Origin of the sequence: Ancylobacter sp. WKF20, assembly GCF_029760895.1 — a bacterium.
GTDB lineage: Bacteria > Pseudomonadota > Alphaproteobacteria > Rhizobiales > Xanthobacteraceae > Ancylobacter.
This window is the reverse complement of sequence record NZ_CP121679.1, coordinates 3,887,310-3,903,301: the sequence shown is the minus strand read 5'-3', so window position 1 is coordinate 3,903,301 and position 15,992 is coordinate 3,887,310. Positions and strand designations below refer to the sequence as shown.

At 69.4% G+C, this 15,992-nt stretch carries 16 protein-coding genes; 6 read left to right on the top strand and 10 right to left on the bottom strand.

The features are described 5' to 3' along the window. Window positions 1-3 precede the first annotated feature (3 nt). From yihA to AncyloWKF20_RS18025, 3 genes are all read left to right on the top strand, one after another. A complete protein-coding gene (gene yihA / locus AncyloWKF20_RS18035; RefSeq protein ID WP_279318019.1) occupies window positions 4-678 on the top strand; it encodes a ribosome biogenesis GTP-binding protein YihA/YsxC in 675 nt (224 codons plus the stop codon). 179 nt (window positions 679-857) lie between these two features. Further along, window positions 858-1,931, top strand: coding sequence for an NAD(P)-dependent alcohol dehydrogenase (locus AncyloWKF20_RS18030; protein WP_279315342.1), 1,074 nt, complete (start codon window positions 858-860; stop codon window positions 1,929-1,931). A gap of 148 nt (window positions 1,932-2,079) precedes the next feature. Further along, window positions 2,080-2,514 carry a hypothetical protein gene (locus AncyloWKF20_RS18025; protein ID WP_279315341.1) on the top strand — a complete coding sequence of 145 codons (435 nt, stop codon included), beginning with the start codon at window positions 2,080-2,082 and terminating at the stop codon, window positions 2,512-2,514. Window positions 2,515-2,799: 285 nt separating this feature from the next. On the opposite strand, the gene AncyloWKF20_RS18020 is transcribed toward AncyloWKF20_RS18025, so the two are convergent. The 10 genes from AncyloWKF20_RS18020 to AncyloWKF20_RS17975 all read right to left on the bottom strand — a co-directional run bounded on the left by AncyloWKF20_RS18020 (window position 2,800) and on the right by AncyloWKF20_RS17975 (window position 12,097). Next, window positions 2,800-3,126 (bottom strand): helix-turn-helix transcriptional regulator, encoded by a 327-nt coding sequence (locus AncyloWKF20_RS18020; protein ID WP_279315340.1) that lies wholly within the window; start codon window positions 3,124-3,126, stop codon window positions 2,800-2,802. A gap of 175 nt (window positions 3,127-3,301) precedes the next feature. Beyond that, complete coding sequence (gene ptsN / locus AncyloWKF20_RS18015; protein WP_279315339.1) at window positions 3,302-3,766, bottom strand: PTS IIA-like nitrogen regulatory protein PtsN; 465 nt, start codon at window positions 3,764-3,766, stop codon at window positions 3,302-3,304. 73 nt (window positions 3,767-3,839) lie between these two features. Then, a complete protein-coding gene (raiA, locus tag AncyloWKF20_RS18010; protein WP_279315338.1) occupies window positions 3,840-4,472 on the bottom strand; it encodes a ribosome-associated translation inhibitor RaiA in 633 nt (210 codons plus the stop codon). Window positions 4,473-5,080: 608 nt separating this feature from the next. Next, complete coding sequence (rpoN, locus tag AncyloWKF20_RS18005; protein ID WP_279315337.1) at window positions 5,081-6,652, bottom strand: RNA polymerase factor sigma-54; 1,572 nt, start codon at window positions 6,650-6,652, stop codon at window positions 5,081-5,083. A gap of 75 nt (window positions 6,653-6,727) precedes the next feature. Then, window positions 6,728-7,558 (bottom strand): LPS export ABC transporter ATP-binding protein, encoded by an 831-nt coding sequence (gene lptB, locus AncyloWKF20_RS18000; protein ID WP_279315336.1) that lies wholly within the window; start codon window positions 7,556-7,558, stop codon window positions 6,728-6,730. A gap of 288 nt (window positions 7,559-7,846) precedes the next feature. Further along, a complete protein-coding gene (locus tag AncyloWKF20_RS17995) occupies window positions 7,847-8,548 on the bottom strand; it encodes an LptA/OstA family protein (protein ID WP_279315335.1) in 702 nt (233 codons plus the stop codon). Between the two features lie 93 nt (window positions 8,549-8,641). Further along, window positions 8,642-9,454, bottom strand: a complete 813-nt coding sequence (lptC, locus tag AncyloWKF20_RS17990) for an LPS export ABC transporter periplasmic protein LptC (RefSeq protein ID WP_279315334.1) — start codon at window positions 9,452-9,454, stop codon at window positions 8,642-8,644. Between the two features lie 166 nt (window positions 9,455-9,620). Then, on the bottom strand, window positions 9,621-10,253 hold the full coding sequence (locus AncyloWKF20_RS17985; RefSeq protein WP_279315333.1) for a ribonuclease D: 633 nt from the start codon (window positions 10,251-10,253) through the stop codon (window positions 9,621-9,623). Window positions 10,254-10,313: 60 nt separating this feature from the next. Then, window positions 10,314-11,264 (bottom strand): 4-hydroxybenzoate octaprenyltransferase, encoded by a 951-nt coding sequence (gene ubiA, locus AncyloWKF20_RS17980; RefSeq protein WP_279315332.1) that lies wholly within the window; start codon window positions 11,262-11,264, stop codon window positions 10,314-10,316. A 35-nt stretch (window positions 11,265-11,299) separates the two neighbouring features. After that, the gene (locus AncyloWKF20_RS17975; protein ID WP_279315331.1) at window positions 11,300-12,097 is read right to left on the bottom strand and encodes a hypothetical protein; all 798 of its coding nucleotides are present in this window, start codon (window positions 12,095-12,097) and stop codon (window positions 11,300-11,302) included. 163 nt (window positions 12,098-12,260) lie between these two features. On the opposite strand from AncyloWKF20_RS17975, the gene AncyloWKF20_RS17970 reads away from it, so the two are divergent. The 3 genes from AncyloWKF20_RS17970 to AncyloWKF20_RS17960 all read left to right on the top strand — a co-directional run bounded on the left by AncyloWKF20_RS17970 (window position 12,261) and on the right by AncyloWKF20_RS17960 (window position 15,893). Continuing rightward, entirely contained in the window at window positions 12,261-13,034 is a 774-nt protein-coding gene (locus AncyloWKF20_RS17970) for a 16S rRNA (uracil(1498)-N(3))-methyltransferase (protein ID WP_279315330.1), read from the top strand. Window positions 13,035-13,241: 207 nt separating this feature from the next. Further along, window positions 13,242-14,363 carry a carboxylate-amine ligase gene (locus AncyloWKF20_RS17965; protein WP_279315329.1) on the top strand — a complete coding sequence of 374 codons (1,122 nt, stop codon included), beginning with the start codon at window positions 13,242-13,244 and terminating at the stop codon, window positions 14,361-14,363. A gap of 159 nt (window positions 14,364-14,522) precedes the next feature. Beyond that, window positions 14,523-15,893 (top strand): glutamate--cysteine ligase, encoded by a 1,371-nt coding sequence (locus tag AncyloWKF20_RS17960; protein WP_279315328.1) that lies wholly within the window; start codon window positions 14,523-14,525, stop codon window positions 15,891-15,893. Window positions 15,894-15,992 lie beyond the last annotated feature (99 nt).

Below are 15,992 nucleotides of genomic sequence, written 5' to 3'. Positions count from 1 at the left end.
GACATCCCCGAGACCCAGGACGACAACACCTCCGGCGGCGCTTCGCCGGAGGAGATCGAGGCCGGCCGCCGGCTGTTCGCCGGCGACTGGCAGTTCCTCACGGCGGCGCCGACCATCGCCACGCTGCCGCCGATGCGCACCATCGAGATCGCCTTCGCCGGCCGCTCCAATGTCGGCAAGTCGAGCCTGATCAACGCGCTGACCGGCCGCAAGGCGCTGGCCCGCACCTCGGTGACGCCCGGCCGCACGCAGGAGCTGATCTTCTTCGGCCTCGGCCCGGAGCTGACCCTCGTCGACATGCCCGGCTATGGCTTCGCCAAGGCGCCGAAGGACAAGGTCGACGCCTGGACCGCGACCATCCACGCCTATCTGCGTGGCCGGGCCAACCTCGCCCGCGTCTTCGTGCTGATCGATTCCCGCCATGGCCTGAAGCCGATCGACCGCGACGTGCTGGACGGGCTCGACAAGGCGGCGGTGTCCTATGCCGTCGTGCTGACCAAGGCGGACGAGCTGAGGAAGGGCGAGCTGGAGGCGCGCATCGCCGAGACCGAGGCCGGGCTTGCGCGCCGGCCGGCGGCCTTCCCGACGGTGTTCCCGACCTCCTCGCGCGAGGCCACCGGCATCCCCGAGCTGCGCGCCGCCGTGGTGCGGCTAATGGCCGAGCGCGGCATCGGCTGAGCCGCGCCCGGCGCGGTCCGTCGCCGGCGGAATCAAATCCCTTACCGGGATAAGGCGCCGGCTAAATTAATGCCCCAAGCGCCCGCGCGCCGGCTAGTTTGTTCGCCGGCGATTGATCGCGGTCATATTCTCCCGTGGCCCAGCCCCCATAGTGCGGCTCGACCATGGGAGGACCACGCATGCCCAAGATGAAAGCCGCCATCTTCGTCGAACCCGGCCGCATCGTGCTGGACGACAAGCCGATTCCCGATATCGGCCCGCTCGACGCGCTGGTGCGCATCACCACCACCACCATCTGCGGCACCGACGTCCACATCCTCAAGGGCGAGTACCCGGTCGCCCGTGGCCTCACCATCGGCCATGAGCCGGTCGGCATCATCGAGAAGCTCGGCTCGGCGGTCAACGGCTATACCGAGGGCCAGCGCGTCATCGCCGGGGCGATCACCCCGTCGGGCTATTCCTATGCCTGCCTGTGCGGCTGCGGCTCGCAGGATGGCGCCGGCACCAAGCACGGCTTCAAGGCGACCGGCGGCTGGAAGTTCGGCAACACGATGGACGGCACGCAGGCCGAATATGTGCGGGTGCCCGACGCGCTCGCCAATCTCTCGCCGATTCCCGACGGGTTGACCGACGAGGAAGTGCTGATGTGCCCGGACATCATGTCGACCGGCTTCTCCGGCGCCGAGAGCGGCGGGGTGCAGATCAGCGACACGGTGGTGGTGTTCGCACTCGGGCCGATCGGCCTGTGCGCGGTGGCCGGCGCGAAACTCAAGGGCGCCACCACCATCATCGGCGTCGACACGGTGCCGAGGCGGCTGGAAATCGCCCGGCAGCTCGGCGCCAGCCACATCGTTGACTTCAAAAATGGCGACGTGGTCGAGCAGATCATGGCACTGACCGACGGGCGCGGCGTCGACGTCGCGATTGAGGCGCTGGGCACGCAGGCGACCTTCGAGTCGGCGCTGCGGGTGCTGCGTCCGGGCGGCACGCTGTCCAGCCTCGGCGTCTATTCGAGCGACCTGACCATCCCGCTGAGCGCCTTTTCCGCCGGGCTGGGCGACAACAAGATCATCACCACGCTCTGCCCCGGCGGCAAGGAGCGGATGCGCCGGCTGATGGACGTGATTTCCTCCGGCCGCGTCGACCTGAAGCCGCTGGTCACGCACCGCTTCAAGCTGGACGATATCGAGGCGGCCTATGATCTCTTCTCCCACCAGCGCGACGGCGTGCTGAAAGTGGCGATCACGCCCTGAACCCAGCGGCGGCGCGCCCACGCGGCCGCGGTGGAACACGGCAAAACCGTTCAGTCTCGCGTTGATTGTCGAGCAACGAACGGCGAGACTGCGCGTTATCGGGCGATGGGCACCATGCCACATCGCTCTCATAGGGAAGGTTGCGTCGATGAAAATCTTGTCGGTCCTCAGGGTCGGGCTCCTCGCATTGGCAGCGCTCATCGGCGCCGTCTCCATGGCCAGCGCAGCTGACGGCACCATCAGCATCCGCATCTTGAAGGCCGGCTTCATCGTCGGCGGTTCCGGCGGCGACGGCGTGCTGACGTTCCAGGGCCGCAAATATCCGCTCTCGGTCGGCGGGCTGAGCTATGGCCTGACCTTCGGCGCTTCCGAGACCCGCCTGCGCGGCACGGTCAAGAACATCCGCAAGGCGTCTGACGTGTCCGGCGTCTATGCCCAGGGCGGCGCGGGCGCCGCGCTCGGCAAGGGCGCGCAGGTCGTCGTCCTGACGAACCAGAACGGCGCCGTTCTGGAGCTCGGCGGCGAGCAGAAGGGTCTCATCGTCAGCCTCGACCTGAGCGGGCTGGCCCTGTCGCTCAAGTGACGCTTCCCCTCTAGGCGCGCAGGCCGACAGCCTGCGCCCTACCGCCTTCAGACCAGCCCATCGCCCGGCGATGGTGCTGGTTTTGGCGCAAGCTACGCCCGACGGGCCTTAGGCATTGCCCCTCATCTGCCACGCTACGGCGTGCGTCGAGGCCGGCCGTCGGCGGGCGCTTCGGCATGACGGGCGCCGGGGGAACAACGCGGGCGACATCCCGCATCTGACCCGGCAGCGAGGGCGTCAAGGTCGGCACGACGCCGTCGGACCCCCGCTTGGCACCAACCGCCCTCACCCATCATTGGCGCTGCTGAGGTTCTCGGCGGCGATATAGCCGGCCTTCTGGTGGTGCAGGCGCAGGCCTTCGCCCCCGCCCGTGCTCGCCTCACCGGCGGCAAGGAAATCGATGCCCGCCGCCTGAAGCGCCCGACGCAGCCGCGCCGTCTCGCCGGGATCGGCGTCGACGCCCGGCTCGCGGCCCTGCTCGAATTCATTCAGCCAGTCGACCGGCACATGGGCGCGCTCGGCAAGCTCGGCCGGCGACCAGTTGAGCAGCGCGCGCGCCGCCCGGCACAGCGCCGGCGAGAGGGAAAGCTGGGACGGCAGGGTCTCGGGCATCAGACGCTCCTCGCAAGGCACCGGCGGCGCATCCACGCACCGTCCGGTCACCCGCTTGAGGTAGGGCGCGCAGCGGCCGATTGCAGCCCCCGCGACGCGGCGCCCCACGCGTTTGGCCGCACATCTGCGTGCGTTTGCGGGTGCCCGCGGCGCCCCGTACAGGCCGGCGGGCGGCTCAGGCCGCGTCGGTGGCCGGGGTGCCGGTGAGAATGGCGTAGATCGTCGCCGCATCGCGCGAATTGCGCAGCTTGCGGGCGGTCTCGGCATCGCGCAGCAGGCGGGCGACGCGCGCCAGCGCCTTGAGATGGTCGGCGCCCGCCGCCTCGGGGGCGAGCAGCAGGAAGATCAGGTCCACCGGCTCGCCATCCAGCGCCTCGAAGTCGATCGGCTTGTCGAGCCGGGCGAACATGCCGAACAGCCGGTCCATCTTGGCGAGCTTGCCATGGGGAATGGCGATGCCGTTGCCGACGCCGGTGGAGCCGAGCCGCTCGCGCTGATTCAGCGTGTCGAAGATCTGCCGCTCGTCACGGCCCAGCAGCTCCGCCGCCTTGGCGGACAGCTCCTGAAGCGCCTGCTTCTTGCTGGAGACCCTGAGAGCCGGGAAGACGGCGGGAAGCGCCAGAATGTCGTTCAAGGCCATTGCGGGATCCGGGTCGTGGCGAGAGGAAGCGCGCGGGCCACGCCGGCCGCGCGCGCTTCTGAAGGAGAACGGCTCAATGAAGGTCTTCCGCCGGGGCGCCGGGTCGGGCGGCGCCGTTGGCGGCCGGCACGGGCTCGGGCGGATCGACCCAGCCGACATGCCCGTCCGCGCGCCGGTAGACCACATTGATGCGGCCATGGCCGGCATGGCGGAACACCAGCACCGAGGCGCCGGTGAAATCGAGCTCCAGCACCGCGTCGCTCACCGCGAGGCGCGGCAGGTTGGTGGTGGCTTCGGCGACGACGGTCGGGCTCCAGCCCTCCAGCGCCTCCTCCTCATCCTCCTCGTCGGGGACGGAGAGCACGGTGAGCGGGGCGGTCTCGATGAAGCTGGACGGCGCCTCGCCATTGGTCGGGCGACGCTTCACCCGGCTCTTGTAGCGGCGCAGCCGCGCCTCGATGCGCTCCACCGCCGCATCGGCGCTGGCGTAAGGGTCCTGCGCGCCGGCATGGGCCTGAAGGATGGTGCCGCTGTCGAGATGCAGCGCGCAATCCGACCGGTAGCCCGACCCGTCACGGCAGACCGTGACATGGCCCGACCAGCCTCCGTCGAAATATTTGTCCATCGCGACCGCGACCCGTTCGGCGACCCGTTGCCGGAGCGCCTCGCCCACGTCGATGTTCTTGCCTGAAACCCGCAGCGGCATCGTGACTCGTCCCTCTGCTGGGGCATGTTCGCGCCGGCCTGATGATGCTTGGCCCCGCGATCTGCCCGAACCCCCTACTTGCCCGGCCGGTGCCTTAAAGAGGTAGGAGCCGGAAGGGAAAGTGTCAACGAGGGCGGTGGATAGCTCACCGGCCACAGGCGCGGCGAAAGGGTGCGCGGCGCCCCGCCTGCAAGGCTGGCGCAAGCTTGCGGACCGGGTGGCGGCGGGTGGGGGTGATTCCGGGGGAGGCGGAAGCGGGCCGACGCGCAGCGCAGAGCCGGGATCGTCGCACGCCCTCCCCCCCAATGCGCCGTCATGGCCGGGCCTGGCCCGGCCATCCACGACTTACCGCGCACCCGGCCAAGTCGTGGATCCCCGGGCCAAGCCCGGGGATGACGGTGTTGTGTGAACGCCGCCGTCATCCCGGCCGGAGCGCAGCGCAGAGCCGGGATCGTTCGCCGGGGGAGAGAGGGCAGGAGCTGGCGGGACGCGATCCCGGATCGGCCTAGCGGCCGTCCGGGATGACGGCGAGGCCAGGGACGGCGCCCGGCGAGCGACATACCGGCGCAGCGGCGACCGGCGCACCCGCCCCCGACGCCCCTCCCCGCTCAGCCGGCGGCGGCCTGTTTTTCGCGGCGGCGCTGCACCGAGGAAGGGATGCGCATCGCCTCGCGGTACTTCGCCACGGTGCGGCGGGCGATGTCGATGCCGGCCTCGCGCAGGCGCTGCACCAGCGTGTCGTCGGAGAGCACGTCGTCCGGGCTCTCGGCATCGATCATCTGCTTGATGCGGAAGCGCACGGATTCCGCCGAATGCGCCTCGCCACCATCCGCCGAGGAAATGGAGGACGAGAAGAAATACTTCATCTCGAAGATTCCGCGCGGCGTCGCCATGTATTTGTTCGAGGTGACGCGCGACACGGTCGATTCGTGCATGCCAATGGCGTCCGCCACCATGCGCAGGTTCAGCGGGCGCAGATGCTGCACGCCGAGCGTCAGGAAGGCGTCCTGCTGGCGTACGATCTCGGTGGCGACCTTGAGGATGGTGCGGGCGCGCTGATCGAGCGAGCGGGTCAGCCAGGTCGCGGTCTGCATGCACTCGCTGAGGAAGGCCTTTTCCTTCTCGCCGCGCGCGGTCTTCTGCACGCGGGAATAATAGGCCTGGTTCACCAGCACGCGCGGCAGCGTCTCGGAGTTCAGCTCCACCAGCCAGTTCTCGGTGGTGCCACGCACGAACACATCCGGCACGATGGGCTGAATGATGCCGCCGCCAAAGGCGAGGCCGGGCTTGGGGTTCAGCCGGCGCACCTCGGCGACCATCTCGGCGAGGTCTTCCTCGTCGACCGCGCAGACCCGGCGCAGCGTCGCGAAATCGCGGCGGGCGAGCAATTCGAGATGGGCGAGAAGGGCCGCCATGGCGGGGTCGTAGCGGTTGCGCTCCTTGAGCTGGAGCGCGAGGCATTCGGCCAGCGAGCGCGCACCGATGCCCGGCGGGTCGAAGCCCTGAATGACCGCAAGCACCTGCTGCACCACGCTCAGCGGCGCGCCGAGGCGCTCGGCGACGGCGCCGAGATCGGCCGATAGATAGCCGGCTTCGTCGATCAGGTCGATCAGGTTGGTGCCGATGAGGCGCTGCACCGGATCGACGATGGCGAGGCTGAGCTGGCTTTCCAGATGGTCGGCCAGCGTGGTCTGGGCGGAGACGAAGGCCTCGAGATTATAGTCGTCGCCGTCGCGCCCGCCCGAGCCGACGCCGGACCATTCCGAATAGGCGGCGCCGTCCAGCCCGGTCGGCGGGCCGGCGGGCTCGCGCCCGGCATCGTCCGGGAACACGTTCTCAAGGCCGGTGTCGAGCCGGTCCTCGATGGCGCTGCGCGAGGAATCGAGCCGCTCCTCCAGCCAGTCGGCGGTGTGGCCTTCCTCATTGGTGGCGAGGCGGCTGTCGGCATCGCCATGCACGCCGCTCTCGGCGCGCTCATTCTCGGCGATGCTGTCATCCTCGCGGCGCTCGCCCTCGGGCTCGGCCTGGCGCTCGAGCAGCGGGTTGCGCTCCAGCTCGGCCTCGACATAGGCGATGAGATCGAGATTGGAGAGCTGCAGCAGCTTGATGGCCTGCATCAGCTGCGGCGTCATCACCAGCGACTGGGTCTGGCGGAATTCGAGGCGGGGCCCTAGCGACATGGCGCATCCCCGCAGCAGGCGGCAGGAACGACGCTCAGATCGACCCGCAGGGAGAAGGACACCGGGGCACTCATCTCAGAGACGGAACTCCTCGCCGAGATAGAGCCGGCGCACCTCGGGGCTGGCGACGATCTCGTCGGGCGAGCCCTCCATCAGCACCGTGCCGGAATGGATGATGTAGGCGCGGTCGATCAGCCCGAGCGTCTCGCGCACATTGTGATCGGTGATGAGCACGCCGATGCCGCGCTGGGTGAGGTGACGCACCAGCGCCTGAATGTCGCCCACCGCGATCGGGTCGATGCCGGCGAAGGGCTCGTCGAGCAGCATGAAGGTCGGGCGCGTGGCCAGCGCGCGGGCGATCTCGACGCGGCGCCGCTCGCCGCCGGAAAGCGCGATGGAGGGCGACTTGCGCACATGGGTGACGCGGAATTCCTCCAGCAGGGCGTCGAGCTCGCGCTCGCGGGCCTTGCGGTTGGACTCCACCACCTCGAGGACGGCGCGGATGTTGTTCTCCACCGACAGGCCGCGAAAGATCGAGGCTTCCTGCGGCAGATAGCCGACGCCGAGACGGGCGCGGCGATACATGGGCAGATGGGTGACGTCGTGCCCGTCCAGCTCGATGCGGCCGGCATCGGCCTTCACCAGCCCGGTGATCATGTAGAAGATGGTGGTCTTGCCGGCGCCATTGGGGCCGAGCAGGCCCACCGCCTCGCCGCGCCGCACATGCAGGCTCGCCTCACGCACCACCTTGCGCCCGCCATAGGATTTGGCGAGGCCGACGGCGCTGAGCAGGCCGAGCGCCGGGGGCGGAATGTCGCCCAAGGTGAGCCCGCCCTCGCCGGCATGGATCGGCGTGGCGGAGAAGCCGGCGCCATGGCCGGAGCCGTTACCGGCCGGCCCGCGCATCTCCTGCGGCTGGCGTGCGGCACCCGTGCCCGATCCGTGCGGCGATGCCAGGTTCGGCGGTGCGTCGCTACGCGATGCCTTGCCGTTCCGGCCGCCCAATCCCGAGAAAAAACCCACGCTACCCTCCGTGGTGAGCCCACCACAGGAAGGTGATAAACGCTTGAAGCCGCGCTGGCAAATGGACGAATGCAAAAAGCGGGCCGCAAGCCCGCCTGCCATCATTCGTGGTAAAAGAAAGGCCGCACACGCCGCTGCGGCGCTGTGTCCCAAAAGGCGGGAGCGGGTGGCTTACGGCTTGGGCGCGGGCTTGGCGCCGGGCGTGCCGGGCGTTGCACCCGGCTTGGGCGCGGCATTGTCGAGCTGCTTCACGCTGTTCGGCACGATCAGGCTCTCGACGCGCCCGCCCTCAAAGCGCGAGGTGCCGGAAGCGAGGTCGACGGTGAGCTTGCGGCCGCGAATGACGTTCGGGCCCTGCGACAGCACCACCGGGTTGCCGGTGAGGGTGATGGTGTTCGACGCGGTCTCGAACACGCCCTGGTCGCCGGTCGCGGTCTGCTCCTTGGTGGTCACCACGACCGAGCCGTTGATCTCCAGCCGGCGGATCGAGGAGGAGCTGATCGGGCTGCCAGCGGCGAGCGCTTCGCCATTGGCGGGAGTGCCGGCCGCGGGCTTGGCCGGGGCGGCGGGCTTCGCAGGCGTCGCGCCCGACGCTCCCGTACCCTTGCCGTCATAGAACACCACCAGCTCCTTGGAGCGCATGGTGGTATCGCCCTGCTGCACGACGACATTGCCGGAGAAGATCGCCTTCTTCGTCTGGTCGAGCACTTCGAGGCTGTCGGCAGCGATGCTGATCGGCTGGTCGCGGTTGGTGGCGAAGCCCTGCAGCGCGTTGGGCACGTTGCGTGACTGCGCCAGCGCCGCCGGCGCGGTGGCGGCGAGCAGGAGCAGGGCAGCGGCGGCCAAACAGGCGGAGCGGGAAAGCGCGATCATGGGTTCATCTCTAGCCGCGCCGGCCGGCGCATTCAATGGCCGCGCACGGCATCGGCGCGTATTCCGGCAAGGACTTCGGCAGGGATGGGACGCTCACGGCAGCCCGGCCGTGGTGCCGCGCAGCGGCGGCATCGCCGGAACCGGGCCGTCGTCGGGGCTCGACGCCGCGCCCTGCTGGCCCGCGCCCTCCGGCTTGTCATCGCCCTGCGGCAGGCGGAAATTCAGCCGCACATTGCCGGTGAGCAGGGCGCGCGCGGTCTTCTGCGACACTTCCATGCGGTCGGCGGTGAGCTTGCCGTCGAGATAGGTGAGCTGCACCGGCTTGTCGGAGACCAGCGTGCCGCCCTTCACGTCGATCAGCACCGTGTCGAGCAGCCCGCCATAGCCGGCCGAGGTGGAGAAGTTGATGCCGCCGCCCAGCGTCATCTTCTCGGTCTTGGTGTCGTACTGCCCGGTATTGGCGTCGAGATTGGCCCAGCCCTGGTCCGCCAGCTCCAGCTTCGCCTTAATGGTGTTCAGGTCGATCTGGTTCGGCTGGGTCAGATCCTGCGAGGCCGATTCGGCGGTGACGCTGTAGCCGCGATTATCCTGCGTGAAGCCGTGCAGCTTCGGGAATTCCATCATCACCCGCGTGCCCGACAGCGAGACGCGGCCGAGATCGAAGGGCAGGTCGACGGCGAGGGAGAAGGGGTCGAGATAATTGACCGCCAGCGTGAGGCCGAGCGCCGCGACGACGCCGATCGGCAGGGCGCGGCGCAGGAAGCGCACGCGCCGGCTGTGGCGGCTGGCCCGCACGAAATCGGCGTCGGAGCGACGCTGGTCGTCGCTCGACGGCCCGCGCTGGGCAAAGCGGCCCTTCGGCTCCGCGGCACGGACGTGCCTGGGGGGGTCGACGTGACTGTTCATCGGCGCATGCGTTCCCGGCGGCCGGCTCCCCTCCGACCGCTTGTGAAGATGGCGACTTCCACCCCCCGGTGCAAGTTCGGTTAAAACCGGGTGTCGGTTAGACCCGTCGAATGCGGCACGGATGAGAAGGCGGGCCCCGCAAAAGCGCGCGGCGCCTGCCTTCCGGTCACGAATGCGAGAAAATGTCCTCGTCCGGCCAGCCGGCGAGATCGAGCGCGGCGCGGGTCGGCAGGAAGCCGAAGCAGGCTTCGGCGAGGCCCAGGCGATTCTCCCGCAACAGCATGGTGGTCAGCTTGGCCTGCAGCGCGTGCAGATACAGCACGTCGGAGGCGGCATAGACCAGCTGCGCGTCGGACAGCGTCTCCGCCGCCCAGTCCGAGCTCTGCTGCTGCTTCGACAGATCGACGCCGATCAGCTCGCGCGTCAGCTCCTTCAGCCCGTGCCGGTCGGTATAGGTGCGGGCGAGGCGCGAGGCGATCTTGGTGCACCACACCGGGTTTACCGTGACGCCGAAGGTCTTGCCGAGCACGGCGACATCGAAGCGGGCGAAATGGAAAAGCTTCACCACCGCCGGATCGGTGAGCAGCCGCGCCAGATTGGGCGCGCTGCCCGGCCCGGCGCCCGGCGGGATCTGCACCACATCGGCGGTGCCGTCGCCCGGCGAGAGCTGGACGACGCAGAGCCGGTCGCGATGCGGGTTGAGGCCCAGCGTCTCGGTGTCGATGGCGACGACCGGCGCGACGTCGGCGGTGTAGCGGGACAGGTCGACCAGGTCGCCGCGGTGCAGGCGGATGCTCATCAGGCAGGACTTTCGTGAAGACGCTGCGTCATTAACACCGCCAGCCGCCGGCGGGCAACCTCAGGCCAGCAGCGCGTCGAGCGCGAGGCCGGCGAACAGCAGCAGCCCGGCGTCGCGGTTGGAGCGGAACAGCCGCAGGCACAGATCGCGGTCGTCAATGTCGAGCCGGGCGATCTGCTGGGCGAGATGGCCGGCGAACAGGGCAAGGCCGACATAGGCCGCCGGTCCCGCTCCCGCCTGTCCGAGCGCGAGGCCGATGAGGCCGGCCGCCCCGGCATAGAGCGGCACCAGCCAGGCGCGCGTCGCCCCGGCGAACAGGCGGGCGGAGGACTTCACCCCCACCGCCTCGTCATCCTCGCGGTCCTGATGGGCGTAGATCGTGTCATAGCCGACCACCCAGAGCACGCTGCCGGCATAGAGCAGCAGCGCCGCCGGCGGCAGTTCCTCGATGAGCGCGGCAAAGCCCATCAGCGCGCCCCAGGAGAAGGCGAGGCCGAGCACGAGCTGGGGAATCCAGATCACCCGCTTCATCAGCGGGTAGATCGCCACCACGCCGAGCGAAGAGAGCGCGACCAGAATGGCAAAGCGCGGCAGGCAGAGCAGCACCACCAGCCCGACCAGCGCCTGAAGCACCAGGAAGGCGAAGGCACCGGCGAGCGTGACCTGGCCGGAGGGGAGCGGGCGCCCGCGCGTGCGCTCCACCCTCCCGTCAATGTCGCGGTCGAGAATGTCGTTCCAGGTGCAGCCGGCGCCGCGCATCGCCACCGAGCCGAGGGCGAACAGCGCCAATAGCGCCACCGCCCGCAAGGGATCGACCGGCGCGCCGTGATGGACGGCGAAGGCGGCGGCGAGCGCCACCGACCACCAGCAGGGGATCAGCAGCAGCCAGCTGCCGATCGGCCGGTCGGCGCGGGCAAGGCGCAGGAACGGGCGCAGGAAGGACGGGGCGTGGCGGTCCACCCAATTGCCCGACGCGGCATCGGCGGGGATGAGGCCGGGAGCGGGCGTCATGCGGGGGCCGTCCTTTCGCGGGTCGCCGGGCCGGATCAGCGCAGCGCGTCGCCGCCGAGCGTGTCGAACACGCCGCCCTTGGCGGTGGCGGTGCTCGGCAGGCCGCTGGAGAGGCCAAGCCCCTGCGAGACCGCGCCCTGCGGCGGGGGACCGGCCGGGCCGCCCTTCTCCTGCATGGCCGCCGCCTGGCAGACCTTGTCGCGGATCGAGGCCACGCTGCCGCCATTCTCCTTGAGGCCCTTGATGGCCTCGTCGGGAACGCCGCATTTCGACTTGTTGGCGACCAGGTAATTGTAGAATTTCTGCTGCGACGTGACGAAGTTGCGGAACAGCGGGCACAACTCGGAAGCCGGCATCTTCTTGCTCGCCGCCTTGCGCAGCACTTCGTTGCGGCTTTCGAGGTCGCCGCGCAGCTTGGTCACCTGGGTCTGGCAGTCATTCATGTCGGCCGCGCTCGGGCCGGCGGGCGCGGCGCCACCCGGCGCCATGCCGGGGCCGCCCAGACCGGGCATCGCGCCGGGCACCGCGCCCGGCATGGCCGGCGCGGCGCCAAATCCGTCACCACCGCCGAAACCGGGCGATACCATGATGGAGGAGGACGGCCCGCTCATCGGGGCGGGTGTCGCCACGGGGGCCGTCGCCGGAGCCGCGGTCGGGGTCGCCGGGGCGGGCGCCGGCGCGGCGCTGTCGGTGCTGGTCGCGTCCGTATTGGCCGGCGCGCCGATCCACTGGGCAGCCGCCGGCCCGGCGCACAGCGCGGCGAGCAGGGCGCCGGTGAGCAGGGCAGCGGGCAGATGGCGCGTGGCGCGCTCGGGATATGTCGACCGTCTCATGGAGCCTTCCGCTCGTGCAGACTTCGTGACCCAGCGTGATACAGAGGCCCCGAGGATTGGGCAATATCACGGCGGGGCGCGCGCATTAGCACGTCTCCTCAGGGTGTCGCCAAGCCATATTGGGTGCCGATACGTCCTTCTGTGCGCTATATACGGTCAAATCATGGCCCGCCCCGACACCGACACCCCCGACCAGCCCTATGATTTCCGTGCCCAGCGCCTTTTCGTCGAGGCGCCACTCGGCGCGGACGAGATCGTGCGGCTCGACCGCGAGCGGGCGCATTACGTCGCCGACGTGATCCGCCTGCCCGTCGGCGGGCACATCCATCTGTTCAACGGGCGCGACGGCGAATGGCGCGCGGTGCGCGAGGCCGGCGGCAAGCGCGAGGCGGTGCTGCGCTGCGAGGCGCGGCTGCGGGCGCAGTCCCCCCTGCCCGATCTCGATTACTGCTTCGCCCCGCTCAAGCACGCCCGGCTCGACTACATGGTGCAGAAGGCGGTGGAGATGGGTGCCGGCCGGCTCCAGCCGGTGATGACCCAGCACACCCAGGCGACGCGGGTGAACACCGAGCGGATGCACGCCAATGTGATCGAGGCGGCCGAGCAATGCGGCATCCTCGCCCCGCCGGTGGTGCTGGAGCCGCTGAACTTCACCCGCTGGCTGGCCGGGCTGGAAGCGGGGCGCACCCTCATCTTCTGCGACGAGGCGGCGCCGCTCGCCGATCCCCTCGCCCCGCTGCGCGCTGTGGTGGACGGCCCGCTCGCCGTGCTGATCGGCCCGGAAGGCGGTTTCGACCATGCCGAGCGCCGCCAGCTTCAGGCACGGCCGGGCACGCTGGTGCTCTCTCTCGGCCCGCGCATCCTGCGCGCCGACACCGCCGCCGTGGCCGCCCTCGCCCTGATCGAGGCCGCCCGGCAAGCCCGCGCGGCCGGCTGAGAAATGCTTAGATACTGACAATTACGTAATAGTTCCGCGCTGTCTTGAAATTTTATAATAAAACAGCGGGATAATACGGAATAGATGCCAGTCACATTCCGGTCTCACTTCTCCACCATCTAGGCGCCGGGAGGCGGCGGACTGATTCTGCGCCGGCTAAGCTGCGCATAGTCGCCGGATCCTTGATTTTCCGTGGAGACGGACGCCATGTCAGAAGATTACCGCATCGGCATCGAGGAAGAATATTTCATCGTCGACGGCGCCACCAAGAGCGTGCTGCGGCGCATGCCGACCGCTTTCATGGACAAGGCGCGCGACGCGCTGGGCGAGCGCGTCTCCGGCGAGATGTTGCAGTCGCAGATCGAGGTGATGAGCCGCCCGCATATCAGCGCCGCCGAGGCGAAGACCGAGCTGAGCGCCCTGCGGCGCACGCTGGCCGACGTGGCCGCGGGATTCGACCTGTCCTTCCTCGCCTCTGGCACGCACCCGACCGCCTCCTGGCAGGGCAGCAAGCGCGCGCCGACGCACCGTTATGACGGGGTGATGCACGACCTGCAGATGCTCGGCGAGCGCAACATGCTGTGCGGCCTGCATGTACATGTCGAGCTGCCGGACCCGGACACGCGCATCGACGTGATGCGCCGCATCCTGCCCTTCCTGCCGGTCTTCGTTGCCCTCTCGACCTCGTCGCCGTTCTGGGAATCCAAGCGCACCGGGCTGATGGGCTACCGCCTCGCCGCCTATGACGAGCTGCCGCGCACCGGCCTGCCGGAGCTGTTCGAGAGCGCCAAGGACTATCAGGACTATATCGACGCGCTGGTGGCGGCGCGGGCGATTCGCGATTCGAGCTATGTTTGGTGGACCATCCGCCCCTCGCAGAAGCAGCCGACGCTGGAGCTGCGCGCGCCCGACAGCTGCACGCGGGTGGAGGATTCCGTCGCCATCGCCGCGCTGTACCGGGCGCTGGTGCGCCATCTCGTGCGCAACCCGAAGGTCAATGCCGGCATTGACGCGGTGGAGCGTGCCATTGCCGCGGAGAACAAGTGGCGCGCCCAGCGCTACGGCATCCATGGCAGCTTCGTCGATCGCAGCGCCCGGCAGGCCGTGCCGGTGGCGCAGGCGGTGGAAACGCTGATCGACATGGTGACGGATGACGCGCAGGCGCTGGGCAGCCGGCAGGAGCTGGAGCACCTGCGCACCATTCTGAATGGCGGCACCAGCGCCGACATCCAGATCGCCGTCTATCAGGAAGCCGCGCACCGCACCGGCGACCGCACGCAGGCGCTGCGGGCGGTGACGACCTGGCTCACCCACGCCTCCGCGCAATAGGGCCACGGGGGTCGCGGGCGGGCGCGCGCAACGGAGCCTGCGGGGGTGCCGATTGCATCGGCGCATTTACCATCCGGCATCGGTGATTAGCGCGATTTGCGTCGTCCGTCCGCCTGTGTATGGTCGCGCGCCTTTATGCCCTGCCCCGCCGGAGTCCCCATGGCGCGCGACCAGATCGACACCCAGCCTATCGAGAGCCGCGACGAACTCGTCGCCTGGCTGGCAGCCGGCTGCAAGGACACCAGCCAGTTCCGTATCGGCACCGAGCACGAGAAATTCCCCTTCACGCTGAAGGGCCATGACCCTGTCCCCTATGAGGGGCCGACCGGCATCCGCGCGCTGCTCGAGGGCATGCAGGCGCTCAATGGCTGGGAACCGATCATGGAGGGCGAGGCCATCATCGGGCTCGCCGATACGGTGGGCGGCGGGGCGATCTCGCTGGAACCGGGCGGGCAGTTCGAACTGTCCGGCGCGCCGCTGAAGACCATTCACGAGACCTGCGCCGAGGTGAACGGCCATCTCGAACAGGTGCGCGCCGTCGCCACGCCCTTCGGCTTCGGCTTCCTTGGCCTCGGCATGAGCCCGAAATGGACCCGTGCGGAAACGCCGGTGATGCCCAAGGGCCGTTACAAGATCATGGCGAACTACATGCCGAAGGTCGGCACGCACGGCCTCGACATGATGTTCCGCACCTGTACCGTGCAGGTGAATCTCGACTTCGCCTCGGAAGCCGACATGGTGAAGAAGCTGCGCGTGGGCCTCGCCCTCCAGCCCATCACCACCGCGCTCTTCGCCAATTCGCCGTTCACGGAAGGCAAGCCGAACGGCTTCCTGTCCTTCCGCTCGGAAATCTGGCGCGACACCGACAAGAATCGCACGGGCATGCTGCCCTTCGCCTTCGAGGAGGGCATGGGCTTCGAGCGTTACGTCGACTACGCGCTCGACGTGCCGATGTATTTCATCAAGCGCGGCGACACCTATATCGACGTCGCCGGCTCCTCCTTCCGCGACCTCCTGGCCGGGCGCCACCCGGCGGTGCCGGGCGAGACCGCGACGGTGTCGGACTGGGCCAACCACCTCTCGACCATCTTCCCCGAGGTGCGGCTGAAGCGTTACCTCGAAATGCGCGGCGCCGATGGCGGGCCGTGGCGCAATCTGTGCGCCCAGCCGGCGCTGTGGACCGGCATCTATTACGACACGGCCGCGCTCGATGCGGCGTGGGAGCTCTGCAAGAGCTGGAACGCGGAAGACCGCCAGGCGCTGCGCGATGCCGTGCCCCGGCTCGGCTACAAGGCCGAGGTGGCCGGCCGTCCGGTGCTGGATGTGGCGCGCGACATGGTCGCCATCGCCCGCGCCGGCCTTGCCCGCCGCGACTACCGCGACAGCCAGGGGCGGGACGAGACCCGCTTCCTCACGCCGCTGGACGAGAGCCTCGCCGCCGGCCGCACGCCGGCTGAGGAGTTGCTCGCCCGCTATGAGGGGCCGTGGCAGCGCTCGGTCGAGCCGATCTTCGACGAACTGGCCTATTGAGCCGGGAGGGCCGAGGCGAGCATGGGAGCCGCGCGCTCCCGTGCCGGGACACGCGCCCCGTATGGAAGGCCCGCCCGGCCGCCGGCTATCCGCCCTGCT

Coding starts and splice junctions, on each gene's coding strand:
- AncyloWKF20_RS18025 (WP_279315341.1), top strand. CDS start 2,080: ATGAAAATCTTGTCGGTCCTCAGGGTCGGGCTCCTCGCATTGGCAGCG.
- AncyloWKF20_RS17985 (WP_279315333.1), bottom strand. CDS start 10,253: ATGAGCATCCGCCTGCACCGCGGCGACCTGGTCGACCTGTCCCGCTAC.
- ubiA (WP_279315332.1), bottom strand. CDS start 11,264: ATGACGCCCGCTCCCGGCCTCATCCCCGCCGATGCCGCGTCGGGCAAT.
- AncyloWKF20_RS18020 (WP_279315340.1), bottom strand. CDS start 3,126: ATGCCCGAGACCCTGCCGTCCCAGCTTTCCCTCTCGCCGGCGCTGTGC.
- rpoN (WP_279315337.1), bottom strand. CDS start 6,652: ATGTCGCTAGGGCCCCGCCTCGAATTCCGCCAGACCCAGTCGCTGGTG.
- AncyloWKF20_RS17970 (WP_279315330.1), top strand. CDS start 12,261: ATGGCCCGCCCCGACACCGACACCCCCGACCAGCCCTATGATTTCCGT.
- AncyloWKF20_RS17995 (WP_279315335.1), bottom strand. CDS start 8,548: ATGATCGCGCTTTCCCGCTCCGCCTGTTTGGCCGCCGCTGCCCTGCTC.
- AncyloWKF20_RS17960 (WP_279315328.1), top strand. CDS start 14,523: ATGGCGCGCGACCAGATCGACACCCAGCCTATCGAGAGCCGCGACGAA.
- AncyloWKF20_RS17975 (WP_279315331.1), bottom strand. CDS start 12,097: ATGAGACGGTCGACATATCCCGAGCGCGCCACGCGCCATCTGCCCGCT.
- AncyloWKF20_RS18030 (WP_279315342.1), top strand. CDS start 858: ATGCCCAAGATGAAAGCCGCCATCTTCGTCGAACCCGGCCGCATCGTG.
- lptC (WP_279315334.1), bottom strand. CDS start 9,454: ATGAACAGTCACGTCGACCCCCCCAGGCACGTCCGTGCCGCGGAGCCG.
- raiA (WP_279315338.1), bottom strand. CDS start 4,472: ATGCCGCTGCGGGTTTCAGGCAAGAACATCGACGTGGGCGAGGCGCTC.
- AncyloWKF20_RS17965 (WP_279315329.1), top strand. CDS start 13,242: ATGTCAGAAGATTACCGCATCGGCATCGAGGAAGAATATTTCATCGTC.
- lptB (WP_279315336.1), bottom strand. CDS start 7,558: ATGCGCGGGCCGGCCGGTAACGGCTCCGGCCATGGCGCCGGCTTCTCC.
- ptsN (WP_279315339.1), bottom strand. CDS start 3,766: ATGGCCTTGAACGACATTCTGGCGCTTCCCGCCGTCTTCCCGGCTCTC.